Origin of the sequence: Rathayibacter sp. YIM 133350, from assembly GCF_037404875.1 — a bacterium.
Lineage (GTDB): Bacteria > Actinomycetota > Actinomycetes > Actinomycetales > Microbacteriaceae > Orlajensenia.
The window spans coordinates 1-25,570 of record NZ_JBBELO010000005.1; the positions used below are offsets into that span (position 1 = coordinate 1).

Sequence of the window (25,570 nt, forward strand, 5' to 3'; positions counted from 1 at the left end):
AGGCCCTCGCCTGTCAGCAGATCAAAGACGATTCACGAAACAACGTCCCTGGACATCACACCTAGTCGTCCTCGGCGCCCCAGCGTCCGAGTGCCTCGATACTCGCGCGCAAGGCGAGCCCGCGATCGGTCAGCGCGTAGGCCCGGGTGTTGTGCCGGAGCGGCAGACGGTGCAGGACGCCTGCCGCTTCGAGCTCGCGCAAGCGGGTCGCGAGCATGTTCGTGCCCATTCCGAGGTCGCGCTGCAGATCCCCGTATCGCTGGGGCCCGTCGAGCAGTCGCTCGACGATGAGCAGGGCCCACCGCGCTCCGACGATGTCGAGGGCCGCGGCGAGGTCGCTCACGGAGTCGGTTCGGTGTCCGGCTTCATCCAGAACGGTGAGTAGTGGTAGCCGTCGGGGTCGTCGAACTGGCGCTGGTACATGAACGGGTAGTCATCGATGTCGCCGACACGCCCGCCGGCAGCGCCGGCGCGCTCGACGAGTTCGTCGACCGCCTCACGGCTGCCGAGGTCGAACGAGACCGTCACCTTCGAGGGGGTGTCGGGCCCTCCGACCATCTCCTCGGTGGCGCCGACGCTCTTGTACATCTCGCGGCTGCCGAGCATGACGTACTGCTCGGGCGCGATCGCGAAACAGGACACGTTGTGGTCCGACATCTCGGCGTTGAGGCTCCACCCGAGAGCGGTGTAGAAGGCTGTTGCGCGCTCGACGTTGTCGACCGGGCAGGTGATGAAGAGGCTCATGAATGCAACACTTCCAAAATGAAAGTGCGATGTCAAGACCGGGGAGCGACCGGCCCGGCGAACGCGGGGCGTCGCTAGCGCCCCATCGTGCCCACGTCGATGATCGCCTGGGCGAACGCGTCCGGAGCCTCCTGCGGCAGGTTGTGCCCGACGCCGCCGGTGATCACCCGGTGTTCGTAGGGGCCGGTGAACTTGGCGGCGTAGACCGAGGCATCCGGATGCGGCGCGCCATTCGTGTCGCCCTCGAGCGTGATCGTGGGCACAGCGATGCTCGGCCCCGAGGCGAGGGTCGCTTCGACGTCGTCGTAGCGGGAGTCCCCTTCGGCGAGCCCGAGCCGCCAGCGGTAGTTGTGGATGACGATGTCGACGTGATCGGGGTTGTCGAAGGCGACGGCACTGGCCTCGAAGGTCGCCTCATCGAAGTTCCAGCCCGGCGAGGCCAACTTCCAGATCAGTTCGGCGAACGCCCGGCGGTTCTGGCCGTAGCCCGCTCGTCCGCGCTCGGTCGCGAAGTAGAACTGGTACCACCACTGCAGTTCGGCGGCCGGCGGCAGGGGAGCGGCACCGGCTGCCTGGCTGCCGATGAGGTATCCGCTGACCGAGACGAGGCCGAGCACGCGGTCGGGGTGCAGCGCCGCGACGATGTCGGCGGTGCGCGCACCCCAGTCGAAGCCGCCGACGATGGCCCGGTCGATGTCCAGCGCATCCAGCAGGGCGACGGCGTCGGACGCGAGGGCGGCCTGCTGCGCATTGCGCAGCGCCCCGGCGTCGCGGAACACCGTCTCACCGTGACCGCGCAGGTAGGGAACGATCACGCGGTAGCCGGCCTCGGTGAGCGTGGGCAGCACCTGCTCGAAGCTCCGGATGTCATAGGGCCAGCCGTGCAGCAACAGTACGGCGGTGCCTGTGGCCGGGCCCTCGTCGACATAGGCGACATCGAGCTCGCCCGCCTCGACGTGATGCAGGTGCGCGAACGGGCCGCCGTCGGCAGCAGCTGTAGTGGTGGGTGAAGACGAAGGCTCAGACATGTGGTGATTCTCCTCGGTTGCGGGGTGGGTCTCGGCTGTCTTCCAGCTTGGCGACGCCCGTCCATCAAAGCGCCCGTGGAAACCCCCGGTTCGCAGGGCCCGGCGCCCTGCGCGTGGGGGTTGTCACTCAGGCACGGCGCGGCGCGCTCCGGTTGCGTCGAGGCTCGAAGACATCTTCGATTAGGATCGAAGCGTGTTCATCGTCGTGGGTCGCGCCGGCGACGGCCGCACCGCCGTGCAGCGACTCGATGACAGCGGCTCTGCGCTCGGAGACAGCGAAGCCGTCACCGACCTCGCTGCCTTTGTGCGCGCAGAGGAGCACGCGGCCGGTCCGCGCTGGGCATGGGGAGACACCGGCGCGTGGTACCCCGACATCCTCGCCGGCGGGGTGCGTGTGCGACGCTGTCACGACCTTCGGCTGAGCCGCGCCATCCTCCAGCGATCGGCGTTGACGGATGCGGTCGACGCCGGCTCCGACACGTACTGGGACCGACCGCTCGAGGTGCCCTCCAGCCGCCCGGACTCGCTGTTCGAACTCGAGGCGGAACACGGCGCCGCGCCCGACACCCGCGGCCTGGCCGAATGCGTTGCCGAGCTTCAACGCCAACTGGGGATGCTCGGCGCTGCGTCTGAACAGGGCAGACTGGCGTTGCTCCTGGCTGCCGAGTCCGCCGGTGCCCTGATCGCCGTGGAGATGACGGCTGCCGGGCTTCCATGGGACGCCGGCGTGCACGATGAGGTGCTCACGGGCCTGCTGGGTCCGCGCGTTCCCCATGGCCAGCGCCCTCGCCGCATGAGGGAGTTGCTCGAGCAGATCCGGACGGCCCTGGATGATCCCAGCGCCAACCCCGACTCTCCAGCCGACCTGCTGCGCTCCCTGCAGCGCGCGGGCATCATGGTGGAATCCACTCGCGCCTGGCAGTTGCGCGAGATCGAGCATCCGGTGCGCGGGCCCCTGCTGGAGTACAAGAAGCTGGCCCGGCTGCTCTCGGCCAACGGCTGGTCGTGGATGGACCAGTGGGTGCTCGACGGGCGGTTCCGGGCCGAGTACGTTCCGGGCGGCGTGGTCACCGGCCGCTGGGCCACCCGGGGCGGCGGCGCCCTCCAGCTGCCCAAGCAGGTGCGCGCCGCAGTGCGCGCCGACCCCGGCTGGAAGCTCGTCGTGGCGGATGCCGCGCAGCTCGAGCCGCGCGTGCTGGCCGCCCTCTCGCGTGACGAGGCCATGGCGAACGATGCGCGCGGACGTGACCTCTACGCGGGAATCGTGGCTGCCGGCGCCGTCGACAGCCGTGCGCACGCGAAGATGGCGCTGCTCGGCGCGCTCTACGGCGCGACGACCGGGGAGAGCGGACGCCTGCTTCCCCGCCTGGCCCGCGCCTACCCGCGAGCCTTCGGCCTCGTCGAGGAGGCGGCACGCGCGGGGGAGCGCGGGGAGTGCGTCACCTCGCGGCTGGGGAGGACCTCGCCACCACCCGGCCGTGAATGGCTCACGATCCAGGCCCGCGCGAACGGCCCCGAGGCGAGCGCCGCCGATGAGCGCCGGGCACGATCGGCCGCGCGGGACTGGGGGCGCTTCACGCGTAACTTCGTGGTGCAGGCCAGTGCGGCCGAGTGGGCGCTGAGCTGGATGGCGGGGCTCCGTAACCGGCTGGGCACCCTGTCTGCGCCGAATCCGGGATCGCTCGAGGACAGCGTCTTCGCCGGAACCCCGCACCTCGTGTTCTTCCTGCACGACGAGATCATCGTGCACACGCCCGCGGAGCTCGCCGACGACGTCGTCGCGGCGGTCACGGATGCCGCTGCAGCAGCCGGCCGCCTGCTCTTCGGCGACTTCCCCGTCGACTTCCCGCTGGATCTCGCCGTCGTCGACAGTTACTCCGAGGCGGAGTGACACGCCGAAACGCGAATGGCAATGTTGGAATTGTTCCATCTGCTATGGCATCATGCCGATAGCGGCTCATGTCGCTGACAATCGAACACAACGCCAGGAACTCCGGTTGAGGTCGTAGGGGAAGACGCACCTCACACGAACGGAGAATCACCATGGCGGCTACGACGGCCCGGCAGCCAGTGACTGCGCGGGGAGTACTTTTCGTCCACTCAGCACCGAAGGCACTGTGCCCTCACGTCGAGTGGGCTGCCGGTCGTGCCCTCGGGCACGCCGTCAACCTGTCATGGAGCGAGCAGCCCGTGCTCCGCGGCTCCCAGCGCGCCGAGCTGTACTGGGAGGGGCCGGCAGGAACAGGCGCGGCAATCGCCTCGGCCCTTCGCGGCTGGGAGCACCTGCGGTACGAGGTCACGGAGGATGCCGGACTCGGCACCGACGGAGGCCGCTGGATGCACACTCCCGACCTCGGCGTCTTCTTCGCGCAGACCGACACCGCGGGCAACATCGTGGTGCCTGAGGACCGCATCCGTTCGGCGATGGAGGTCGCCGGAATCGACGCGCTGGAACTGCACCGCCAGTTGCGCGTGGCGCTCGGCCAGGCGTGGGACGACGAACTGGATTCGTTCCGGCACGCCTCGGACGACGCCCCCGTCATCTGGCTGCACAAGGTGGGCTGAGCGCGCCCGCCTCGCAGACGACAGAAGGGCCGCGCGGAATACCGCGCGGCCCTTCTGCTGCAATCGACCTCAGACGGTGCGGAAGGCCAGCACCGCGTTGTGGCCGCCGAACCCGAACGAGTTCGTGATGGCCAGCTGCGGCGCGTCGCCGAGTGCCTGGGTCTGGCCCGAGACCTTCAGCGGGATCTCCGGGTCCTGCGTGGTGAGGTTGATCGTCGGAGGCGCCACGCGATTCGTGATGGCGAGGATCGTGAAGACCGACTCCAGCGCCCCGGTGCCGCCCAGCAGGTGTCCGGTGGATGCCTTGGTCGCCGACACGGGGATCTCGCGGATGCGGTCGCCGAAGACGGAGGCGAGCGCGACGTACTCCGCGATGTCGCCGACCGGCGTGCTCGTCGCGTGCGCATTGATGTGCGTCACGTCGTCGGGCTCGGCGCCGGCCTGAGCGAGCGCAGCGCGCACCGCTCGGCTCGCGCCGCGGCCCTCGGGGTCGTTCGCGGTGATGTGGTACGAGTCGGCCGAGACCGCGCTTCCCGCGAGCTCCGCATAGATGCGGGCGCCACGGGCCAGTGCGTGCTCCTCGGTCTCGAGGACGAGGCTCGCGGCGCCCTCGCCCATCACGAAGCCGTCGCGGTCCACACTGTACGGCCGCGATGCGTGAGCCGGGTCGTCGTTCCGCTTCGAGAGCGCCTGCATCGAGGCGAAGGAGGCGATCGTGATGGGGTGGATCGCCGACTCCGTTCCGCCGGCGATGACGACATCGGCGAGCCCGAGTTGCAGGTGCTCGTAGGCGTTGGCGATCGACTCGTTGCTCGAGGCGCACGCCGAGGCGACCGTGCGGGCGAACGCCCGTGCCTCGAAGTGCATGGAGATGGCCGCCGATGCGGCGTTCGGCATGAGCATGGGAACCGTCATCGGCATGACGCGACGCGGTCCCTTCTCGCGCAGGGCATCCCAGGCGTCCAGAAGGGTCCAGACGCCGCCGATGCCGGTGGCGTAGTCCACTCCGAGGCGCTCGGGAGCGACGTCGGGCGCGCCGGCGTCCGCCCATGCCTCGATGGCCGAGATGAGCCCGAACTGCGAGGAGGGGTCGAGGCGCTTGGCGACCGGACGCTCGAGCACCTCTTCTGGGCGCACCTTCGCCTCGGCCGCGAACGTGACGGGCAGGTTGTACTGTTCGACCCACTCGTGCTCGAGCGAACGGGCACCCGATTCGCCGGCGAGCAGGCCGGTCCAGCTGTCGGCCACGTTCCCACCCAGGGGCGAGGTCGCGCCGATGCCGGTGACGACGATCTTCTTGGTCATAACGCAGACTCTTTCGAGAAGTAGGCGCGTGCGCGCCCGGTGAAACGAGCGCGGGCCGGCCCGCGTGTTGCGAGCCGGCCCGCGAACGAAGCGGTCTTAGCCCTGTGCCTTGACGATGAAGTCGACGGCGTCGCCGACGGTCTTGAGGTTCTTGACCTCTTCGTCGGGGATCTTCACGTCGAACTTCTCCTCGGCGTTGACGACGATCGTCATCATCGAGATCGAGTCGATGTCGAGGTCGTCGGTGAACGACTTGTCCAGCTCAACCGTGTCGGTCGCGATGCCGGTCTCGTCATTGATGAGTTCGGCCAGGCCGGCAAGAACTTCTTCGGTGGACAATGCCATTGTTATCTCCTCGGGGGTGTGGTTTGACCGTCACTCAGTTTAGAGGGGCGGAGTGGTCAGGGAAGCACGACGACCTGGGCGCCGAAGACGAGGCCGGCGCCGAAGCCGATCTGCAGTGCCAGGCCGCCGGAGAGCTCAGGGTGACCCTGCAGCAAGCGGTGCGTCGCGAGCGGGATCGATGCGGCCGACGTGTTGCCGGTCGATTCGATGTCGCGTGCGATGACGACGCTCTCGGGAAGCTTCAACTGCTTGGCGAACTCGTCGACGATACGCATGTTGGCCTGGTGGGGGATGAACGCCGAGAGGTCGTCCACGGTGATTCCGGCCTGCGCGATGGCGTCCTTGGCGACCTTGGCCATCTCCCAGACCGCCCAGCGGAACACCGTCTGGCCCTCCTGGCGCAGCGTCGGCCACTCGGCTTCGCCGTCGCGGTACTCCACCAGAGTGTGGTCCATGCCGACCGCATCGGCCTTGGAGCCGTCGGAGCCCCAGACCGTCGGGGAGATGCCGGGGAACTCGCTCGGGCCGACGACGGCGGCGCCGGCGCCGTCACCGAGCAGGAACGAGATGGTGCGGTCGGTGGGGTCCACGACGTCGGAGAGCTTCTCGGCGCCGATGACGAGGGCGTAGTGCGCCGCCCCCGCGCGGATGAGCGCATCGGCCTGCGCGATCGCGTAAGTGTAGCCGGCGCAGGCGGCGTTCAGGTCGTAGGCGGCAGCGGGGTTGGCGCCGACGCGGTCCGCGACGACGGCCGACATTGAGGGCGTCTGGCGCACATTGCTGATCGTGGCGATGAGCACGAGGTCGATCTCGGCCGCGGGCACGCCCGACTTGGCGATCGCCTCTCGAGCGGCGGTCGTGGCGAGGTCGACGGCGCCGACCGCGGCGGAGGCACGGGTGCGGGTGACGATGCCGGTGCGCTGCTGGATCCACTCGTCCGACGAGTTGATGGGTCCGACGAGGTCGTCGTTGGGCACCACGAGATCACCGCGCGCCGCGCCGAAGGAATAGATGCGCGTGTGGGCGGGGCCGCTGGCCTGCTTCAGGGTAGGAGTGCTCATCGATCCTCGCTCAGCCGTGCTGCTCGAGGAGCTCGAGCGCTGCGGGTATGTCATCCGGGGTCTTGATGGCCACGGTCGGAACGCCCTTGAGTCCGCGGCGCGCCAGTCCCACGAGCGCCCCGGCCGGCGCGAGTTCGATGAGACCCGTCACGCCCGCCGCCGCGAAGGACTCCATGCAGAGGTCCCAGCGCACCGGCGACGCCACCTGCGTGATGAGCAGCTCCAGGAAGCGTGAACCGGACTCGACCCGGCTGCCGTCGTTGTTCGTCCAGATCGGAACGGTCGGATCGCTCGTGGCGTAGCCACCGGCTGCGCCGGCCAGCCAGTCACGGGCCTGCTCCATGTAGCGGGTGTGGAATGCTCCGGCCACCTGCAGCGGGATGACGCGGGCACCCTTGGGCGGCTCGTCCGCGAGCCGGGCCAGCGCATCCGTGGCGCCCGCGATCACGATCTGGCCGCCGCCGTTGTAATTCGCGGGCTGCAGGCCGAGCGCCTCAGCGGCCGCGATGACGTCGTCGGGGTCGCCGCCGAGAACCGCGCTCATCGACGTGGGCGTCACGGCCGCGGCCTGCGCCATCGCCACGGCGCGTTCGCTCACGAACGCCATCGCATCCGCCGTGCTGAGGATGCCGGCACCCGCAGCCGCCGTGATCTCGCCCACGGAGTGGCCGGCGATTCCGCCGATGCGGCCCTCGGCACCGGCGGAACGCAGTGCGTTCAGGGCGAGCAGGCCGGCAGCCACGATGAGGGGCTGGGCGACGGCGGTGTCACGGATGGTGTCGGCATCGGAGAGCGTTCCATGAACGGCGAGGTCCAGTCCGGCCGCCTCTGAGTAGTCCGCAAGCAACGCGGCGTTCTCGGAGGACTCGAGCCACGGGGCGAGGAACCCGGGCGTCTGGGAGCCCTGACCGGGGCAGGCGAGAACGATCATTGCTCTAGTCTGTCAATCCGCACGCGCGGTGTTGTGTTGATGCTCCCCAAGGAATTCCGGAAAGCTTTGTTCGTGGCGCACATGCTCAGGAGCTCCGCCGCGCCGGGGGGTCGTGTTCGCTCATACCGCCCACGATGAGTGCGGCCTGCAGGATGAGGGCCTCGCGCGAGCCGGTGGCGTCCCAGCCGATGACCTCCGAGACGCGCTTGAGGCGGTAGCGCACGGTGTTGGGGTGCACGAACAGCTCGCGGGCGGTCGCCTCCAGTGAGCGGCCGTTGTCGAGGTAGGTCCACAGCGTATTGAGCAGTTCGGCAGAGGTGGCCCGGAGCGGCCGGTAGATGCGGTGGATGAGCGTGGCCCGGGCGAGCGGATCGCCGGCGAGGGCGCGCTCGGGCAGCAGGTCATCGGCGGGCACCGGACGCGGCGCCTTGCGGTAGGCGCGGGCCACGGCGAATCCCGCGAGGGCGGCCTTCGCGCTCTTGCTGGCGTCCACCAGGTTGGGCACCTCATGGCCGAGCACGAGGTGCCCCTCGCCGAAGTTCGGTTCCAGGCCCTTCGCGATCTCCATGAACTCCAGCGGCGGCGGGCCGGCCGGTTCGTCGTTCTCGCGCGGCGCGGGCGCGGCGCGCCCGATCACGAGCACGAGCCGGTTGCCCTGGACTCCGATGAGCACGTCGGCGGCCATGTGCCGGGCGGCGCGGCGAAGCACGTCGACGTCGAGCATCCGGGGTGTCGTGCCGACCAGCACCGCGACCGCACCGTGCCCGTGCCACCCGAGTGCGGCGATGCGGCTGGGCAGCTCGTCGTCGTATTCGCCCGAGAGGATGGAGTCGACCACGAGCGCCTCGAGCCGCGCGTCCCAGAGGCCGCGGGCCTCGGCGGCGCGGGCGTAGACGTCGGCTGAGGCGAAGGCGATCTCGCGCGAGTAGAGCAGCACGGCCTCGCGGAGGTCTTCTGCGCCGCCCTTGACGCGGTCTTCGACCACCTCGACGACCACGCGGATGAGTTGCAGCGTCTGCTGCAGGCTCACGGAACGCAGCAGCTCGCGCGGCGCGGCGCCGAAGACGTCCGCGGCGATCCAGGGGGTCGATGACGGGTTCTCGTACCACGAGATGAAGGAGGTGATGCCGGCCTGGGCGACCAGGCCGACCGCGGACCGCCGCCCCGGCGGCATCTGGCCGTACCAGGGCAGCGTGTCCTCGAGCCGCTTCAGCGTCGCTGTGGAGAGCTCACCGGAGATGGTTCGCAGCCAGGCGAGGGTCTCCTGCTTCGTTCGCGGCTTCGCCACGGGGGCTTAGCTCTCGCCACCGGCCGCGCCGGTCGTGCCGGCGGTCACGTCGTGCAGGCGGTAGCGCTCGATGGCCTGAGCGGGCAGCGAACGATCGACCTCTCCGCGCGAGGCGAGCAGCTCCAGGGTGCGCACGACCATCGAGGGGCCGTCGATCTTGAAGAAGCGTCGCGCCGCTGCACGCGTGTCCGAGAAGCCGAAGTCATCGGCCCCGAGGGTGGCGTACTGGCCGGGCACGAACTGCCGGATCTGGTCGGGCACGGCGTGCGAGTAGTCCGTGACGGCGACGAACGGTCCCTGGGCCCCGGCGAGCTTCTGCCAGAGGTAGGGCGAGCGCGGCTCCGAATCGGGGTTCAGGAAGTTGTGCGACTCGGCGGCGATGCCGTCCCGGCGCAGTTCCGACCAGGAGGTCACCGACCACACGTCTGCCGAGACGCCCCAGTCCGAGGCGAGCAGCTGCTGTGCCTCCAGAGCCCACGGGATGGAGACGCCCGAGGCCAGCAGCTGGGCCTTGGGGCCCTGGGTCGTGCCGTCGGCGAGCTTGTAGATGCCGCGCACGATGCCCTCGACGTCCACGTTCTCGGGCTCGGCGGGCTGCACCATCGGCTCGTTGTACACCGTGAGGTAGTACATGACGTTGGGATCCTCGTGCGAGCCCCCGTACATCCGCTCGATTCCCGAGCGCACGATGTGGGCGATCTCGTACCCGTATGCGGGGTCGTAGGTCACGACAGCCGGGTTGGTCGAGGCGAGCAGGGGCGAGTGCCCGTCGGCGTGCTGCAGTCCCTCGCCGGTGAGCGTCGTGCGTCCGGCCGTCGCTCCGATCAGGAAGCCGCGCGCCATCTGGTCCCCGGCCGCCCACAGGGCGTCGCCCGTGCGCTGGAAGCCGAACATCGAGTAGAACACGTACACCGGGATGAGCGGCTCGCCCTGAGTGGAGTACGACGTGCCCACGTTGGTGAACGCCGCGAGCGCGCCCGCCTCGTTGATGCCGACGTGGAGGATCTGCCCCTGCGGGCTCTCCTTGTACGCGAGCAGCAGCTCGCGATCGACCGAGGTGTAGTGCTGCCCGTTCGGGTTGTAGATCTTCGCCGTCGGGAAGAACGCGTCGATTCCGAAGGTGCGGGCCTCGTCGGGGATGATCGGCACGATGCGGTGACCGAAGTCCTTGGCACGCACGAGGTCCTTCAGCAGGCGCACGAACGCCATCGTGGTGGCGACCTCCTGCGTGCCGGAACCCTTGCGGGCGATGGCATACGCCGAGTCGTCGGGGATGGAGATGGCCGTGTGCTGGGTGCGGCGTTCCGGCACGTAGCCACCGAGGGCACGGCGGCGCTCGTGCAGGTACTGCACGGCCTCGTCCTGCTCACCCGGGTGGTAGTACGGCGGAAGGTACGGGTTCTCCTCGAGCTGGGCGTCCGTGATCGGGATGCGCATCGCATCCCGGAACGTCTTGAGGTTCTCCAGCGTCATCTTCTTCATCTGGTGGGTCGCGTTGCGGCCCTCGAAGGCAGGACCCAGGCCGTAGCCCTTGATGGTCTTGGCGAGGATGACGGTGGGCTGGCCCTTGTGCTCTGCAGCCGCCTTGAACGCGGCGTAGACCTTGCGGTAGTCGTGTCCGCCGCGCTTCAGCCCCCAGATCTGGTCGTCGGTGAGGTCCTTGACCAGCTCGAGTGCCCGCGGGTCGCGCCCGAAGAAGTTCTCGCGCACGTAGGCGCCCGACTCGGTCTTGTAGGTCTGGTAGTCGCCGTCGGGCGTCGCATTCATGAGGGTGCGCAGGGCGCCCTCGGTGTCGCGGGCGAGCAGGTCGTCCCACTCGCGGCCCCAGACGACCTTGATGACGTTCCAGCCGGCTCCGCGGAAGAAGCTCTCGAGTTCCTGGATGATCTTGCCGTTGCCGCGGACGGGACCGTCCAGTCGCTGCAGGTTGCAGTTGATCACGAAGTTGAGGTTGTCGAGGCCGTCGTTGGCCGCCACCTGCAACTGTCCGCGGCTCTCGACCTCGTCCATCTCGCCGTCGCCGAGGAAGGCCCAGACCTGCTGGTCGCTCGCATCCTTGATGCCGCGGTTGGTGAGGTACTTGTTGACCTGGGCCTGGTAGATGGCGTTGATGGGGCCGAGTCCCATCGACACCGTGGGGAACTGCCAGAACTCCGGCATGAGGCGCGGGTGCGGGTAGCTCGAGAGCCCGTTGGGGGCGTGCGACTTCTCCTGTCGGAACCCGTCGAGCTGATCGGCCGAGAGCCGTCCCTCGAGGAAGGCGCGGGCGTACATGCCGGGTGAGGCATGGCCCTGGAAGAAGACCTGGTCGCCGCCGCCGGGGTGATCCTGGCCGCGGAAGAAGTGGTTGAAGCCGACCTCGTAGAGCGCCGCGGAGGACGCGTAGGTCGAGATGTGCCCGCCGACCGAGATGCCGGGCCGCTGCGAGCGGTGCACCGTGACGGCGGCGTTCCAGCGGATCCAGGCGCGGTAACGGCGCTCGATCTCCTCGTCGCCGGGGAACTCCGGCTCGTTCTCGGGCGCGATCGTGTTGATGTAGTCCGTGGTGGGAACCATGGGCACGCCGACGTGCAGTTCCTTGGAACGGCGCAACAGGCTCAGCATGATCTCACGCGCACGTCCGTGACCCTCAGCCGCGACGAGTTCGTCGAGGGACTGGGTCCACTCAGCCGTCTCTTCCGGGTCGGAGTCGACGTTGGTGACCGAGTACGGGTCCTGGTCGTTGACAGTCACACTCGACCTCTCTCTTGTGGGCGGGTCTCGCCGCGGGGAATGTCTGTCGGGAACGGCGCGCCGGATGTCGGCTCGCACAGTTCGCAATCCTATTGATCCTATTCCTCCTGCATGCGCTCATCCGCCGCAGCGGCATCCTCGCCGGGTAGGGTGATCGATGCCGCCCGGCCAAGGCGGAAGGGAGGTCGTCATGCCCATCGATATGCCCATCGCCCGTGGAGCGACTGCGCCCGATTTCACGTTGCCGAACCAGTTCGGCGAAGAGGTGAGACTGAGCGAACGATGTGCGCGGACGCCCGTCGCGCTCGTGTTCTTCCCCCTCGCCTTCTCGCACACGTGCGAGGGCGAACTGTGCGAGTTGCGCGACAACATCGAGATCTTCCGCGCGCAGGGGGTCGAGCTCATCGGGATCTCCGTCGATTCCAAGCACGCACTGCGTGCCTGGGCCGAGCACGAGAGGTTCGATTTCGACCTGCTCGCCGACTTCTGGCCGCACGGTGCGGTGGCACAGCGGTATGGCGTGTTCCGGCCGGAGCGCGGATTCGCGAACCGGGCCACCTTCCTTCTCGACGGCACGGGCGTCGTCCGCAGCCGCATCATCACCGATCCCGGCCGACCCCGCAGCCTGGGGGAGTATCGACGGGCCCTCGAAGAGCTCTCGGCGACGGCGTGAGCGGCGGCGGTCTGCACGTGCCGGTAACATGGACGTGCACCCAGCGCAGGGGCCTTTAGCTCAGTTGGTAGAGCGCCACGTTTACACCGTGGATGTCGTCGGTTCGAGCCCGGCAGGGCCCACCGGCGCATCCAGCGCGGGCAGAGACCCGAGCGGCGAGCGGGGACGAGTGGCCGACATACCGTTGGCTCCTTTGGACCGCCGCGGTACAGGCGCGGTACGCACTCGGCACGGATTGAGGCTCGAGCCCTGTTGCCGGTACCCCGAACGGGGGTAGCCTGCCACTCTAGAGGTCCTCGCAGAGTTCCTCCCGGGGGAAGAAGGTGCGCAAATGTATGACGAAACACTCGCGTTCACTGGGGTGGGTGCTGTCGTGGTCGGCTCCGTCGTCACCGACGTGTGGTGGATCGCACTTGCGGGAACGGTGCTCATCTTCGGCGGTGCGGCGCTGTCGAGATTCGTCCGCAAGCCGCGCGCAGTAGCTTCGGACCCCCCGGCAGAGGATCGCCGCCCGCGACGATGAAACCGCTCGCTTTCATCGCCTTCGCGATCGCGGCGGTCGCCGTGTCGTTCATGTGGTGGCGGGCCGGCGGGCCCTCATGGTTCGGGGTCGCAATCATGGCTGTTCTCGCAGCGAAGCTCGTACTCTCGTGGACCAAAGCGCGTGAAACCTCAATCAGCCCGGCGGAACTGTTCAGGCTCAACGGGCTGAAGGTCGGCGTCGCCGTGCCGATGTTCAACGAGGATCCGTTGATGCTGCGCGCCGCGCTCGCGTCCATTCATGCACAGAGCAGACGGCCCGCTTCCATCGTCGTCGTGGACGACGGATCGGCGGGCGACGAGGCCGCGCAGGAGGCGGACTCCTGGCTGGCCCGGTTCGAGAGGCACGGAGTACGAGCCACGGTCGTGCGCTTCCCGTCGAATCGGGGTAAGCGGCAGGCGCTCGTAACGGCCCTCGACTCCCAGCCGGACGTCGATCTCCTGCTCTGCGTCGATTCCGACACCGTGCTCGAGGAGCATGCGCTCGAGCGCGTGCTGCTTCCCTTCGTCGATCCGGCGACGACCGTCGTGACAGGGCTGGTGCTCGCGCTCAACCACGACCGGAACCTACTGACGAGGCTCATCGATCTGCGCTACGCGAATGCCTTCCTCTTCGAGCGTGCGGCCTACTCCCGGCTGGGCAGCGTCCTGTGCGCGTGCGGCTCGCTGGCGCTCTACCGAGCCGATGTACTTCACAAGTATCGGACCGACTTCCTGGAACAGAGCTTCCTCGGGCGACCGGCGGTGTTCGGGGATGACCGACGATTGACCAACTACGGCCTTCTCGAAGGACGGACGGCATTCCGAGCCGACGCAGTGGCCTACACCGCGGTTCCGGAGAAGATGGGCCACTACATCAGGCAGCAGATCCGTTGGAACAAGTCGTTCTTCCGCGAGTCCCTCTGGGTGCTGCGCAACATGCCGTTCGCCAAGCCGGCATTCTGGCTCACGTTCGTCGAACTGTCGACGTGGCTGCTCTTCACCGCGGTTCTCGTGAGCGCATTCGTGGTCTCGCCCCTTGTCACGGGCGGGCTGCTGGTCGGGCCTTATGTCGTCTTCATGGCACTGCTCGCCTATGCGCGCTCCGTGCGATACGTCGAACTGACCGAGTTGCATTCGAGTCGCGACATCTGGGTGGGGTTCCTGCTCGCTCCGCTCTACGGGTTCCTTCACGTCGGTGTGCTCATGTGGCTGCGCCTGTACTCGCTCGCCACTCTCCGCTCGGGGACATGGGGCACGAGGAGGAGCGTTGAAGTGCGCCTGGTGCCCGTCGGTCGCGGCGCACCGTCGACGCAACGCCACGAAGCGGAGCCGGATTCATGACGGCGAGCGCGTTTCCGCAGGGTGCTCGGCCGCGGTCCAGGGCCCTGCTTCCAGAGCGCGCGCGGCTTGGACCACGTGCGCTATCGGGGTTTTCTGTGCTGGTCGTGGCCGTCGTGGGCATCCTCGTCCCGACCGTTCCCGCCTTCGCTTTCACCGACGCCCCGAATCAGGGCCCCACGGCGGGCGGTACTCCCGTCACCCTCCTCGGCGCGGGACAGGTCTTTCCCGTCATCTCGGCGGGATCGCAGTCCGACCTCTTCCTCGACGGTGGGGGACAGGTCTGGGCGGCTGGCAACAATTCCAACGGCGAGCTCGGGAATGCAACCACCACTTCGTCTCGGGTTCTCGTGCGGCCGCTGCTGCCAGCCGCAGCGACGTTCACGTCGGTCGCCTCTCTGAGGGCCACGCCGGGTGCGTCTTTCGCGCTCGCATCCGACGGATCCGTCTACGGCTGGGGCAGCAACGCCGTGGGCCAGCTCGGCGTCACGACTCCGACGACACCGCGGACCACCCCCTCCGTCATCTCTGGGCTCCCGGCTCTGCGTTCACTCTCAGCCGGTACGAACCACGTCCTCGGGCTCACCGCGGACGGCACGGTGTGGGCGTGGGGAAGCAACAGCCAGGGCCAGCTCGGTCGAACGACGACCGACGTCATCCCGGAAGCCGTGGCGGGCCTTCCGCCGATCGCCGCCATCTCGGCGGGCGGTACCTTCTCGGTCGCCCTCGCGACGGATGGCACTGTCTGGGCCTGGGGGAACAACGGCAGCGGGCAACTGGGCCGTGGCACGCTCACTCCGACGACCTCACCTACACCTGTACAGGTCACCGGCCTCCCGACGATCACCCAGATCTCCTCGGGTTCGAACTTCGTGCTGGCTCGCACGGCTGAGGGGCAACTGTGGGGGTGGGGCGACAATTCGCTCGGCCAGCTGGCCCGAGGTGTAGCCGCAGGCAGTTTCCCGACCCCGGGCCAGATCACGATCGCGCCGGTCGTGTCCGTCTCGGCCGGTGGCATCGCGGCGTACGCGATCCTCACGGACGGCACGACCCGGGCCTGGGGCGGCGACCTCAGCGGCCAACTCGGCAACGACTCCACGTCAACGGTGACCACCCCGATCGTCCCTCAGCTGCCGGCACCAGGCACGGTCGCCGCTCTCGCACCCGGGGCGAACTCCATGATCTGGGTGATGACGGATGGTCGGATGTTCACCGCGGGTGACAACTCGCAGGGCCAGTTCGGCACCGGCACCACCCCGTCGTACATCTTCGTCCCCGCGCCCGCGGCGTCGACCCTCACCGGCGTCGCCTTCGGGGGTGTCGTGGCAAGCGCCGTCGGCCGCTCAGGGCTCGACGTCATCGCCACCACGCCGGCGCACTCCTCAGGACTCGTGGATACCACCGTCTCGTGGACGTACGGCGGAACGGCCATAGCCGTCACCGCTGCGAACTCCTTCGCATTCGGCGTCGCGCCCACCATAACCGGGGCTGCGGGGAACTTCGCGGCCGGAGCGACCGTGGACTACGCGTACCCGACCACGGGTGACGAGGTCCCCTCTGTCGCCGTGACCAGTGGGGCTCTCCCGCCAGGACTCGCACTCTCGACCACTGGCATCCTTGCCGGTTCTCCGACGGTCGCGGGCACGTACTCCTTCACGCTGACGGCGAGGAACGGCCTCGGCACTGCAGCGGTGAGCGACACGATCGTCGTGACCGCCCTCACCATCCTCGCGAATCCGATCGATCAGACCGTTTTCGAGAGCCAGCAGGCTTCATTCAGCGCATCGGCCCAGTCGTTGCTTCCGCTGACCTATCAATGGCAGCTGAGCACCGACGGTGGAGTGAGCTGGGGGGACATTGCCGGCGGGGGCGGCGCCGACTACGTGATCGACGCAGCGCTGGTCTCTCAAGACGGCGGACAGTACCGCGCTGTCATTTCGAACTCGGCGGGCAGCGCGACGACGACGACTGCCACCCTCCACGTCGGAGTCTCCCTGACCGCGGTCGGACCGAGCGACCAATCGGTGTTCGAGAGCCGGAGAGCCACGTTCACGGCGTCCGCGATTTCGCAGCTCGAACCCGCGACGGCTCAATGGCAGATCAGCACCGACGGCGGAGCGAGCTGGACCGACATCCCGGGTGCGACGAACACGACCAGCTACACGACTCCAGCGACGTCGATCGACGACGACGGGAACCAGTACAGGGTCGTGTACCGGAACTCGGCGCGCACCGTGACCACTGATCCGGCGACCTTGGCTGTGGCGATAGCCCTCGCCGTGGTCACCGACCCGCAGGATGCTGCAGTCATCGAGACCGAGAGCGCAACGTTCTCAGCCGCGGCCATATCTGAGCTCGAGCCCGCGTCGGTGCAGTGGCAGCGCAGCACCGACGGCGGCGCGACGTGGAGCGATATCGCCGGTGCGAACTCGACCACGTACACGATTCCTGTCGCGCTCATCACCCAGGATGGTGATCTCTATCGAGCCGAGTTCGCGAACGCCGCGCGCACTGTCACGACCGCGCCGGCGAAGCTGAGCGTCCGCCTTTCGCTCACCGCGGAGAACCCTACGGACCAGACGGTGCACGAGGGCGAGGTCGCCACGTTCACGGCGGCATCGCAATCGCTCCTCGCCCCGGCATCCGTGCAGTGGCAACTGAGCGTCGACGACGGTTCAACATGGGCCGAGATCGTCGGGGCGACAGGCGAAAGCTACCTGACGCCGGTCACGACCCTCATGGAGAACGGCCACCTCTACCGCGCTGTCTTCACGAACGCCGCCCGCAGTGTGACCACCGCATCTGCCATGCTGACGGTTCTCCCCGCTCTCGTCGTCGTCGATGGGCCCGACGACCAGACGGTCGAAGTGGGTCAACCAGCGAGTTTCACCGCTACGGCCGAGTCGGATCTCGGTCAGACCTCTGTGCAGTGGCAGCTGAGTACCGACGGCGGCGCGACCTGGACAAACATCACCGGCGCCACGACGACGACCTACACCCTCGCCTCGTCGACTCGCGATCGCGATGGCGACCTCTTTCGCGCCGTCTTCACCGCTGTCGACGGGGTCACTGCGACGTCGACGGATGCGCGGCTCACCGTGATCGATCCCATTCTTCCGCCGGGGCCGCCTCCTGCGCCGGCCGCTGGGGGCGGCGGCACCGACTCTCGAGGCGCCCTCTCGCAGACCGGTCTCGATGTCGGAGGCCGGGAAGGAGCCGCACTCGCTCTGCTGATCCTCGGTATCATCGCCGCTCTCCTGAGGAGACGTCGTCGGGCTGCGCCCCCGAAGACCTCGGACCGCGTTTGACGAGCTCCTTGCACCACCACCAGCACTAGCCCCGCCCTCATCGTGGGCGCCTGGCGGGCCGGGCGATCCCTTGGCTACCGACCGCGCGTCGGGATGCACGGCCCTGCACCGCAAGTGGAACGCCGGATCCGAGCAGCGCCGAGCGCGTGGATTGGGGGAGAGAGATGCGGGTCCGGACCGAGGAGCCCCAGAGGCGGATGCGCCAGACTGGCAGCATGGCATCGCGTTCCCAGGGCATCGTGCCGATCGCCGTCGCGGCGATGCTCTGGGGAACCACGGGCACGGCCGCGCATCTGCTCCCGGATGAGATCAGTCCGCTCGCGACGGGATCCGCCACGATGGCCATCGGCGGGATCGCGCTGTTCGCCGCGAGCGCGGCCGGGGCGATTCGCGTGCTGCGGGATCGCCGGAGCGTCGGCTGGTTGCTGACGGGCGCCGTGGGCGTCTTCGTCTACCCGCTCGCGTTCTACAGTTCCATGCATCTCGCGGGTGTCGCCATCGGTACCGTCGTCTCCCTCGGCGCGGCTCCCGTCTTCGCCGCAGTGCTCGAATTCGTGGTGGATGCCCAGCGCGTGACTCGGCGATGGGTGCTCTCAGCGGCCGTTGCCGTGTGCGGACTCGCGCTGCTCGCTCTGAGCGGTTCAAGCGGACCGGGCGGGAGGATGCAGATCGGCGGGGTGCTCCTGGGGCTTCTGGCCGCCTTCAGCTACGCCCTCTACACCTTCGCCTCGGCGCGCGTGATGGGAGAGAATCATTCCTCGCGCGCCGTGATGGGCGCTCTGTTCGGTGCGGGCGCGGTGCTGCTGGCCCCGGTACTGGTGCTCACGGGCGCCGCGCTCCTGGGCTCGACCGCGAGCCTCGCGATCACGGCCTACTTGGCGATCGGACCGATGTTCCTCGCCTATCTCCTGTTCGGCGCCGGCCTGCGGTACGTGCGGGGAAGCACGGCGACCGTGGTCACACTCCTGGAGCCGGTGGTGGCCACGGTGCTCGCCGTCACGGTCGTGGGGGAGCGCCTCACCCCGACCGGCTGGGCGGGTCTGGCATTCGTGACGGCGGGCATCCTCCTGCTCGTCCTGCCTGCCCGGGATGCCCCCGACGCGGGCGGCGAGCCGCTCGGCGAGGGCCCGCGGCTCTGACCTCAGCCGATGAGGCTGACCGCGCGGGCGATCACGAGCGCCAGGATGACGAACCCGCCGAAGGACTCGAGCGACATGAGCAGTTTCGCGCGTGCCGTCAGCGGCATGGTGTCCGTGGGGCTGAACGCCATCGAGTTCGAGAGCGAGAAGTAGAAGTAGTCCACGAAGCTCGCGGTCCAGTCGGCCTTGAGCGATGAGCCGGCCGCCACCTCGGTGATGGTGTCGTCGTCCTCGTCCTGCGGAAAGCGGAAGTCGGCACGCGGCAGGTCGCTGCGCTTGGCCGTCGTGCGCACGACCGGTCCGCCGCGGTCGATCTCCCAGAACAGCAGCGCGAAGCCGATCACGTTGGCCACCCAGACCTGCAAAGCCGACTGCAGCAGGGTGGGCCCGTCCGCCTTTCCGTCGATCAGCACGAACACGAGGGAGACGAGCGTGATCTGGTTGGAGAGCACCACGATGACGGCGAGCACAAGGGAGAGCGCGCGCGACAACCGCGTCTGGCGGGCGAAGCGATGCGGGTTGATGACGATCAGCGGAATGAGCAGCACGATGCCGATCGCCACCGTCACGTAGCGCTGAACGGTGATCAGGTCATTGGGCAGTGCCGCGTACAGCGCGAGCGCGACCACGAGCGCGAAGACAGCGGGCCAGCGGTGCTCGATGCGAGCACTGCGTGATTCATGTTGTTGCACATCCTGTTGAGCCACCGTCGCAGTCTAGGGAATCGCCCGGAGCGTCGCCGACCACGACGGTAGTGTTGAGACGTGCCGTACTCGCTGACCGACGTCCTCACCGTGGCGCACGAGCTCTGGCCGCTCGACGGCGCCGAGGGCTGGGATGCGCCCGGGCTCGTGGCCGGTGACCCGTCCGCACGGGTCGAGCGGGTGATGCTCGCCGTCGATGCCGTCGCGGCGACGGTCGACGAGGCGGTGGAGGCCGAGGCCGACCTGCTATTGACCCACCACCCGCTGCTGCTGCGCGGTGTGACCAGCATCGCCGAGGACCGGTACAAGGGCGCCCTGCTGGCGCGCCTCATCCGCGCGGATTGCGCGCTGCTCGCAGCGCACACCAACGCGGATGTCGTGGAGAGCGGAACATCGGCGGTGCTGGCCGATCGCCTCGGCCTTCTCGAGACGATGCCCATTGTTCCGGGGGTCGTCGAAGGGGCTGGCCTCGGGCGAATCGGGACGCTCGCCGAGCCGACCACACTCGGGCGCCTCGCGCGGGCCCTCGCGGACATCCTCCCCGCGACGGCGACCGGCGTGCGCGTCTCGGGCGACTACGAGCGCTCCGTGCAGAGCATCGCGGTGTGCGGGGGAGCCGGCGACTCATTGCTCGGCCACCCGGCCGTGCTCGCCGCGGATGTCTACATCACCGCCGACCTGCGCCACCATCCCGCATCCGAAGCCCGCGAACAGGCCGAGCTGCTCGGGAGGGGTCCGGCGCTCATCGACGTCTCGCACTGGGCGAGCGAATGGCTCTGGCTCGACACCGCCGCCGACCAGCTTCGTGCGGCGCTGCCCGAACTCGAGGTCACCGTGAGCGACCTGCGTACCGACCCGTGGGACTTCGTCGTCGTCCACTGACCAGATCCACCCGACTTTCAGGAGAACCACGTGAAGGCACGCCCCGACGAGCAGCAGCAGCTTCTTCGGCTGCAGGACGTCGACAGCCGGCTGAACCGGCTGAGCCACCAGCTCAGCCACCTGCCGCAGTCCGCAGAACTCGCTGCGCTCGGCGCGCGCTCGGACGAGGTGCGCCGCAGGCTCAACGCCGCAGCCGGGTCGCTGGATGACGCCCAGGTGGAGCTGTCGCGACTGGAATCGGATGTGGCTGTCGTCGAGGCTCGTATGAAGCGCGACACCGACCGCCTGCAGCACACCTCGTCGACCAAGGATGTGCAGGCGCTCGAAGCCGAACTCGCGAGCCTGGCCAAGCGGCAGGGCGATCTCGAGGAGATCGAACTCACCGTCATGGAACGCGTGGAGGAGCGCGAGCAGGCCGTGGCCGCAATCCAGGCCGAACAGGCCGAGCTCGCCGACGCCGCGAGCGTGCTGGAGCAGGAGCGCGATCGGGAGCGCGAGAAGCTGGGCACGCAGCAGCGAGAGGCGGAGCGCGATCGCGAGGCCGTCGCATCCGCCGTCTCCGAGGAGCTACGGGCACTCTATGAGAAGCGTCGCGCCGTCGGCGGTGGCGTGGGAGCCGCCCTGCTTCGGGCACGAACCTGCAGCGGCTGCACCATGACCCTCACCGGCGTCGACCTCGAGACCGTGCGGACCGCGCCGGCCGACGAGGTGCTGTTCTGCCCCGACTGCGGCCGCATCCTCATCCGCACCGAGGAATCGGGCATCTGAGGCCACTCCTGTAGGCTGGCTGACCGAGTGGGTCGGCAAGACGGTCGCGTCGCCCAGCTACGGCTGGGCGCCGAGGAACGTCCGGGCTCCGCAGAGCAGGGCGGTGGGTAACACCCACCCGGGGCAACCCGCGAGACAGTGCCACAGAAAGCAGACCGCCTCGGGCTTCGGCCCGCGGTAAGGGTGAAACGGTGGGGTAAGAGCCCACCAGCGGCCGTGGTGACACGGTCGGCTCGGCAAACCTCGCCCGGAGCAAGGTCAGACAGGGAACCATGGGGCTGCTCGTCCCGTTCCCGGGTAGACCGCTGGAGGAGTGCGGCAACGTACTCCCGAGAGAGATGGCCGTCCAGCCGGTGTCGCGCAAGCGCCCGGTGAACAGAACCCGGCGTATCAGCCGGCCCGCTCACCCTTCCGGTCAGCTCGCCTCGTCGGGTACGAACCGGTATCCCATGCCGGCTTCCGTCAGGAGGTAGCGCGGGGTCGACGGCTCGGGCTCGAGCTTCTTGCGCAGTTGCGACACGTAGAGGCGCAGGTAGCCGGTGTCGTTGGTGTACTGCGGCCCCCACACCTCGGTCAGCAGCAGTTGCCGTGTGACGAGCTTCCCGGGATTCCTCGCCAGTACCTCGAGCATCCGCCATTCCGTCGGCGTCAGTCGAACCGCGTGCTCGCCCGCCGCATCCGTACGCCGCACGACGTGAGCGGCGAGGTCGATCCGGGTGTCGCCGAGCCGCACCACCGCGCCCTCTCCCACCGGTGCGTTGCGCCGGGAGAGTGCCCGGATGCGTGCGAGCAACTCGTCGACGGCGAACGGCTTGGTGACGTAGTCGTCGGCCCCGGCGTCCAGTGCATCCACCTTGTCGGCCGATTCGGTGCGCCCGGAGACCACGAGGATCGGCAGGGCACTCCAGCCGCGCACCGCCTCGATCACCTCGATCCCCGTGAGCCCGGGCATCCCGAGGTCGAGCACGATGAGATCGGGATGCTGCGCCGCCGCCTGGCGCACGGCATCAGCGCCGTCGGCGGCGGTGAGAACGTCGTAGCCGTGCGCCGACAGCGTGATCCTGAGTGCGCGCAGGATCTGCGGGTCGTCGTCGGCGATCAGGATCCTCATGCGCGTTCCTCCGGGGGCTCTGGATGCTCCGCTGCGGGGAGGGTGATCACCATGGTGAGCCCGCCACCGGGCGTGTCCTCGGGTTCCAGCGTGCCTCCCATGCCCTCCACGAATCCCTTCGAGAGCGCCAACCCCAGTCCGACGCCGGTGAGGTTGTCGGTGTCGCCGAGTCTCTGGAAGGGCACGAAGACCTCGCGACGGCGATCCTGGGGGATGCCGGGCCCTCTGTCGACGATGCGGAGCTGCACGAGCGATCCGAACCCCGAGGTCGTGATGCGCGGCGGTGCGTCGGCGGGGGAGAACCGAACCGCGTTGGCCACCAGGTTGACCACGGCGCGTTGCAGCAGCGCGGCGTCGGCGAGTACCGGCGGCACGCTCTCGGCGAGCTGCAGTTCGATCTCACCGGGAGCCAGGTCGAGTTCGTCGATGACGAGCGGAACGATGTCATCCAGGTCGACCGGCCCCAGCGTGACGCCGAGCACGCCCGCCTGCAGGCGTGAGACGTCCAGCAGGTTGGAGACGAGGCGCGACAGGGCGCTGATGCTGTCCTCGGCCGTCAGGAGCAGGTCGGCGCGGTCCTGCTCGTCGAGGTGGATGTCGCTCGAGCGCAGGCTCGTGACCGCTGCGGTCGCCGCCGCCAGCGGGCGCCGCAGGTCGTGACCGACCGCCGCCAGCAGGGCGCTGCGCACCCGATCGGCCTCCGCGAGCGGGCCGATCTCCCGCGCGACCGCCGCAAGGTCCCTGTGCTCGAGGGCGACCTCGAACTGCCGCACGATCACGCCGAGCAGCCGGCGGTCTCCGGCGGCCAGGTCGCGGCCCTGAAGCTCCAGGCGGACACCGCCCGATACCGGCAGCACGACCGGGCGTGTGGAGGGGTCGAGCTCGCCGTTCTCGGCCACCACCTCCTCGCCGTCCACGAGACGCACGCCCGTGAGCCCGAAGGCCTCGCGGGTACGCGAGACGAGAGCCTGGATGGCGTCATCCCCGCGCAGAACGCTGCCGGCGACCGTGGCCAGCAGCTCGGACTCTGCGGCCGAACGCGAGGCCTGCCGGGTACGCCGTGCCGCCTGGTCGACGATGTAGCTGACGAGCGCCGCGACGATCATGAACAGCACCAGCGCGAGCAGGTGCCGTGGTTCGCTGATGGTGATCTGATAGAGCGGAGCCACGAGGAAGAAGTCGAGGCTGAGTCCCGACATCACGGCGGCGAACATCGCCGGCCAGAACCCGCCGATCAACGCCACGGCCACCACGAGCACCTGGTAGAACAGGACGTCACCGGCGATCGACTCGTCGGTGTGGCCTGCCGCGAGGGCCCAGGTGAGCAGTGGGCCGCCCACGAGGGCGACGACGAACCCCCAGATGCGCCGGCGGCGCGTGAGGCCTCCGCGCAGGGATGGCAGCGCGAAACGACCACCCGCCGCCTCGTGGGTGACGATGTGCACGTCGATGTCGCCCGATTCCCGAATCACGGTCTGGCCGATCCCGGGTCCGCTCAGCAGGGCGGCGAGCCGGCTGCGTCGACTCACGCCGATCACCAGCTGCGTCGCGTCGCTCGCGCGGGCGAACTCGACCAGAGCGCGCGGGATGTCGTCGCCGACCACCTGGTGGTAGCTGCCGCCGAGCTGGTCCACGAGGGCGCGCTGCGCGGCGAGCGCTCCCGGGTGGGGCGCGGCCAGCCCGTCCTGGCTGATCACGTGAACGGCGATCAGCTCGCCTCCCGAGGAGCGCGAGGCGATGCGCGCGCCTCGGCGCAGCAGGGTCTCGCCCTCTGGGCCGCCGGTGAGGGCGACGACCACCCGCTCCCGCGCCTCCCATTTCTCGGCGATGCCGTGTTCGGCGCGATAGCGCTTGAGCGAGCTGTCGACCTCATCGGCGAGCCAGAGCAGGGCGAGCTCGCGCAGTGCCGTGAGATTGCCGAGCCGGAAGTAGTTGGATAGGGCTGCGTCGACGCGCGCCGCCGGGTAGACCACGCCCTCGCTCAGCCGGTCTCGCAGGGCCTGCGGCGCGAGGTCGACGACCTCGATCTGGTCGGCGCTGCGCAGAACCGCATCGGGGATCGTCTCCCGCTGGGGCACCCCCGTGATCTGCCGAACGACGTCGTTGAGCGACTCGATGTGCTGGATGTTGACGGTGGAGTAGACGTCGATGCCGGCATCCAGCAGCTCGTCGACGTCCTGCCAGCGCTTGGGGTTGCGGGAACCGGGAGCGTTGGTGTGCGCCAGCTCGTCGACCAGTGCCAGGTCGGGTGCGCGCTCGAGGACGGCATCCACGTCGAGCTCGTCGAGCACGACGCCACGGTGCTCGCGACGGATGAGCGGCACCGCCTCGATGCCGTCCAGCACGGCGGCGGTGGCCGCGCGGCCGTGGGTCTCCACGACCGCGACGACCACGTCCCTGCCGGCGCCGGCCAGCCGGTGCCCTTCCTCGAGCATCGCGTAGGTCTTGCCGACCCCGGGCGCGGCGCCGAGGAAGACCCTGAGGCGTCCTCGTGACATTCGGCCGATCAGTCCATCCGTGCGAGGGCCAGGTTCAGTTCCAGGACGTTCACGGTCGGCTCTCCGAGGTAGCCGAGGTCCCTTCCCTGAATCCTAGACTCGACCAGGGCTCGCACTCGGCCCACGTCGAGGCCGCGCGCGTCGGCCACCCGATCCACCTGCAGCAGGGCGTAGGCCGGGCTGATGTGCGGGTCCAGGCCCGAACCGGACGCGGTGAGCGCATCCGCCGGGATCTCATCCGCCCTCGCGCCGTCGGAGGCCTCGATCGCCGAGCGGCGATCGGCGATGGCCGTCAGCAGGTCCTGGTTCTCGGGGCCGTAATTGCTGCCGCTGGATGCGCCGCCGTCGTAGCCGTCGCCGGCCGCAGAGGGCCGCGACTGGAACCACTCCGGCAGTGCGGCGCCGTCCGCATCGGCGAACGACTGGCCGATCAGTGATGATCCGACGATGCCATCGCTCGTGCGCAGCGGGGAGCCGTTGGCGCGGTCATTGAGTGCGATCTGGCCGATCGCGGTGACGAGGAGGGGGTAGGCCACCCCGAGCAGGAGGGTGAGCACGATCATGGCCCGGAGGGCCACCGCGTACTGGCGAAGGCCGCCGCGTGTTGTCGCCATGGTGGTTGATTCC

At 69.0% G+C, this 25,570-nt stretch carries 21 protein-coding genes, 1 tRNA gene and 1 other RNA gene; 10 read left to right on the forward strand and 13 right to left on the reverse strand.

All coding sequences use genetic code 11. The features are described from left to right. Positions 1-61: 61 nt before the first annotated feature. From WDJ51_RS00515 to WDJ51_RS00525, 3 genes are all read right to left on the reverse strand, one after another. Positions 62-343 (reverse strand): winged helix-turn-helix transcriptional regulator, encoded by a 282-nt coding sequence (locus WDJ51_RS00515; protein ID WP_337850461.1) that lies wholly within the window; start codon positions 341-343, stop codon positions 62-64. Continuing rightward, complete coding sequence (locus WDJ51_RS00520) at positions 340-744, reverse strand: VOC family protein (RefSeq protein WP_337850462.1); 405 nt, start codon at positions 742-744, stop codon at positions 340-342. Before WDJ51_RS00520 ends, WDJ51_RS00515 begins: the two co-directional genes overlap by 4 nt. A 74-nt stretch (positions 745-818) precedes the next feature. After that, positions 819-1,772, reverse strand: coding sequence for an alpha/beta fold hydrolase (locus tag WDJ51_RS00525; RefSeq protein WP_337850463.1), 954 nt, complete (start codon positions 1,770-1,772; stop codon positions 819-821). Positions 1,773-1,965: 193 nt separating this feature from the next. On the opposite strand from WDJ51_RS00525, the gene WDJ51_RS00530 reads away from it, so the two are divergent. Then, positions 1,966-3,663: a bifunctional 3'-5' exonuclease/DNA polymerase gene (locus WDJ51_RS00530; protein WP_337850464.1), complete on the forward strand. Its 1,698-nt coding sequence runs from the start codon at positions 1,966-1,968 to the stop codon at positions 3,661-3,663. 152 nt (positions 3,664-3,815) lie between these two features. Then, positions 3,816-4,337: a DUF3145 domain-containing protein gene (locus WDJ51_RS00535; protein WP_337850465.1), complete on the forward strand. Its 522-nt coding sequence runs from the start codon at positions 3,816-3,818 to the stop codon at positions 4,335-4,337. A 69-nt stretch (positions 4,338-4,406) separates the two neighbouring features. Here the strand turns inward: WDJ51_RS00535 and WDJ51_RS00540 are convergent, their stop codons facing one another. The 6 genes from WDJ51_RS00540 to aceE form a co-directional block, all read right to left on the reverse strand. After that, entirely contained in the window at positions 4,407-5,642 is a 1,236-nt protein-coding gene (locus WDJ51_RS00540) for a beta-ketoacyl-[acyl-carrier-protein] synthase family protein (RefSeq protein WP_337850466.1), read from the reverse strand. A 96-nt stretch (positions 5,643-5,738) separates the two neighbouring features. After that, on the reverse strand, positions 5,739-5,987 hold the full coding sequence (locus WDJ51_RS00545) for an acyl carrier protein (protein ID WP_056006457.1): 249 nt from the start codon (positions 5,985-5,987) through the stop codon (positions 5,739-5,741). 56 nt (positions 5,988-6,043) lie between these two features. After that, positions 6,044-7,048 carry a beta-ketoacyl-ACP synthase III gene (locus WDJ51_RS00550; RefSeq protein ID WP_337850467.1) on the reverse strand — a complete coding sequence of 335 codons (1,005 nt, stop codon included), beginning with the start codon at positions 7,046-7,048 and terminating at the stop codon, positions 6,044-6,046. Between the two features lie 10 nt (positions 7,049-7,058). Then, positions 7,059-7,979 (reverse strand): ACP S-malonyltransferase, encoded by a 921-nt coding sequence (locus tag WDJ51_RS00555; RefSeq protein WP_337850468.1) that lies wholly within the window; start codon positions 7,977-7,979, stop codon positions 7,059-7,061. 85 nt (positions 7,980-8,064) lie between these two features. After that, the gene (locus WDJ51_RS00560) at positions 8,065-9,267 is read right to left on the reverse strand and encodes a PucR family transcriptional regulator (RefSeq protein ID WP_337850469.1); all 1,203 of its coding nucleotides are present in this window, start codon (positions 9,265-9,267) and stop codon (positions 8,065-8,067) included. A 6-nt stretch (positions 9,268-9,273) separates the two neighbouring features. Further along, positions 9,274-12,000: a pyruvate dehydrogenase (acetyl-transferring), homodimeric type gene (aceE, locus tag WDJ51_RS00565; RefSeq protein ID WP_337850470.1), complete on the reverse strand. Its 2,727-nt coding sequence runs from the start codon at positions 11,998-12,000 to the stop codon at positions 9,274-9,276. Between the two features lie 202 nt (positions 12,001-12,202). Between aceE and WDJ51_RS00570 the strand changes: the two genes are divergently transcribed. The 5 genes from WDJ51_RS00570 to WDJ51_RS00590 all read left to right on the forward strand — a co-directional run bounded on the left by WDJ51_RS00570 (position 12,203) and on the right by WDJ51_RS00590 (position 18,980). Continuing rightward, positions 12,203-12,673, forward strand: coding sequence for a peroxiredoxin (locus tag WDJ51_RS00570; protein WP_443218447.1), 471 nt, complete (start codon positions 12,203-12,205; stop codon positions 12,671-12,673). Between the two features lie 49 nt (positions 12,674-12,722). Beyond that, positions 12,723-12,795: transfer RNA gene (locus WDJ51_RS00575), tRNA-Val, on the forward strand. Positions 12,796-13,192: 397 nt separating this feature from the next. Further along, positions 13,193-14,536, forward strand: a complete 1,344-nt coding sequence (locus WDJ51_RS00580) for a glycosyltransferase (RefSeq protein ID WP_337850472.1) — start codon at positions 13,193-13,195, stop codon at positions 14,534-14,536. 95 nt (positions 14,537-14,631) lie between these two features. After that, a complete protein-coding gene (locus WDJ51_RS00585; protein WP_337850473.1) occupies positions 14,632-17,841 on the forward strand; it encodes an RCC1 domain-containing protein in 3,210 nt (1,069 codons plus the stop codon). A 215-nt stretch (positions 17,842-18,056) separates the two neighbouring features. Beyond that, positions 18,057-18,980, forward strand: coding sequence for a DMT family transporter (locus WDJ51_RS00590; protein WP_337850474.1), 924 nt, complete (start codon positions 18,057-18,059; stop codon positions 18,978-18,980). Positions 18,981-18,982: 2 nt separating this feature from the next. Here WDJ51_RS00590 and WDJ51_RS00595 read toward each other — a convergent pair whose 3' ends face one another. Further along, positions 18,983-19,687 carry a hypothetical protein gene (locus WDJ51_RS00595; protein WP_337850475.1) on the reverse strand — a complete coding sequence of 235 codons (705 nt, stop codon included), beginning with the start codon at positions 19,685-19,687 and terminating at the stop codon, positions 18,983-18,985. Positions 19,688-19,744: 57 nt separating this feature from the next. On the opposite strand from WDJ51_RS00595, the gene WDJ51_RS00600 reads away from it, so the two are divergent. The 3 genes from WDJ51_RS00600 to rnpB all read left to right on the forward strand — a co-directional run bounded on the left by WDJ51_RS00600 (position 19,745) and on the right by rnpB (position 21,740). After that, entirely contained in the window at positions 19,745-20,566 is an 822-nt protein-coding gene (locus WDJ51_RS00600; RefSeq protein ID WP_337850476.1) for a Nif3-like dinuclear metal center hexameric protein, read from the forward strand. A 30-nt stretch (positions 20,567-20,596) separates the two neighbouring features. Continuing rightward, positions 20,597-21,334, forward strand: coding sequence for a zinc ribbon domain-containing protein (locus WDJ51_RS00605; RefSeq protein WP_337850477.1), 738 nt, complete (start codon positions 20,597-20,599; stop codon positions 21,332-21,334). Positions 21,335-21,362: 28 nt separating this feature from the next. Then, positions 21,363-21,740, forward strand: an RNA gene (gene rnpB, locus WDJ51_RS00610) — RNase P RNA component class A. Positions 21,741-21,749: 9 nt separating this feature from the next. On the opposite strand, the gene WDJ51_RS00615 is transcribed toward rnpB, so the two are convergent. From WDJ51_RS00615 to kdpC, 3 genes are read right to left on the reverse strand one after another with little or no spacing between them, the layout of a single operon-like run. Further along, the gene (locus WDJ51_RS00615) at positions 21,750-22,445 is read right to left on the reverse strand and encodes a response regulator transcription factor (RefSeq protein ID WP_337850478.1); all 696 of its coding nucleotides are present in this window, start codon (positions 22,443-22,445) and stop codon (positions 21,750-21,752) included. Then, positions 22,442-24,943: a DUF4118 domain-containing protein gene (locus tag WDJ51_RS00620; protein ID WP_337850479.1), complete on the reverse strand. Its 2,502-nt coding sequence runs from the start codon at positions 24,941-24,943 to the stop codon at positions 22,442-22,444. The genes WDJ51_RS00615 and WDJ51_RS00620 overlap by 4 nt, the downstream gene beginning before the upstream one ends. An 8-nt stretch (positions 24,944-24,951) precedes the next feature. Beyond that, complete coding sequence (gene kdpC / locus WDJ51_RS00625; protein ID WP_337850480.1) at positions 24,952-25,557, reverse strand: potassium-transporting ATPase subunit KdpC; 606 nt, start codon at positions 25,555-25,557, stop codon at positions 24,952-24,954. Positions 25,558-25,570 lie beyond the last annotated feature (13 nt).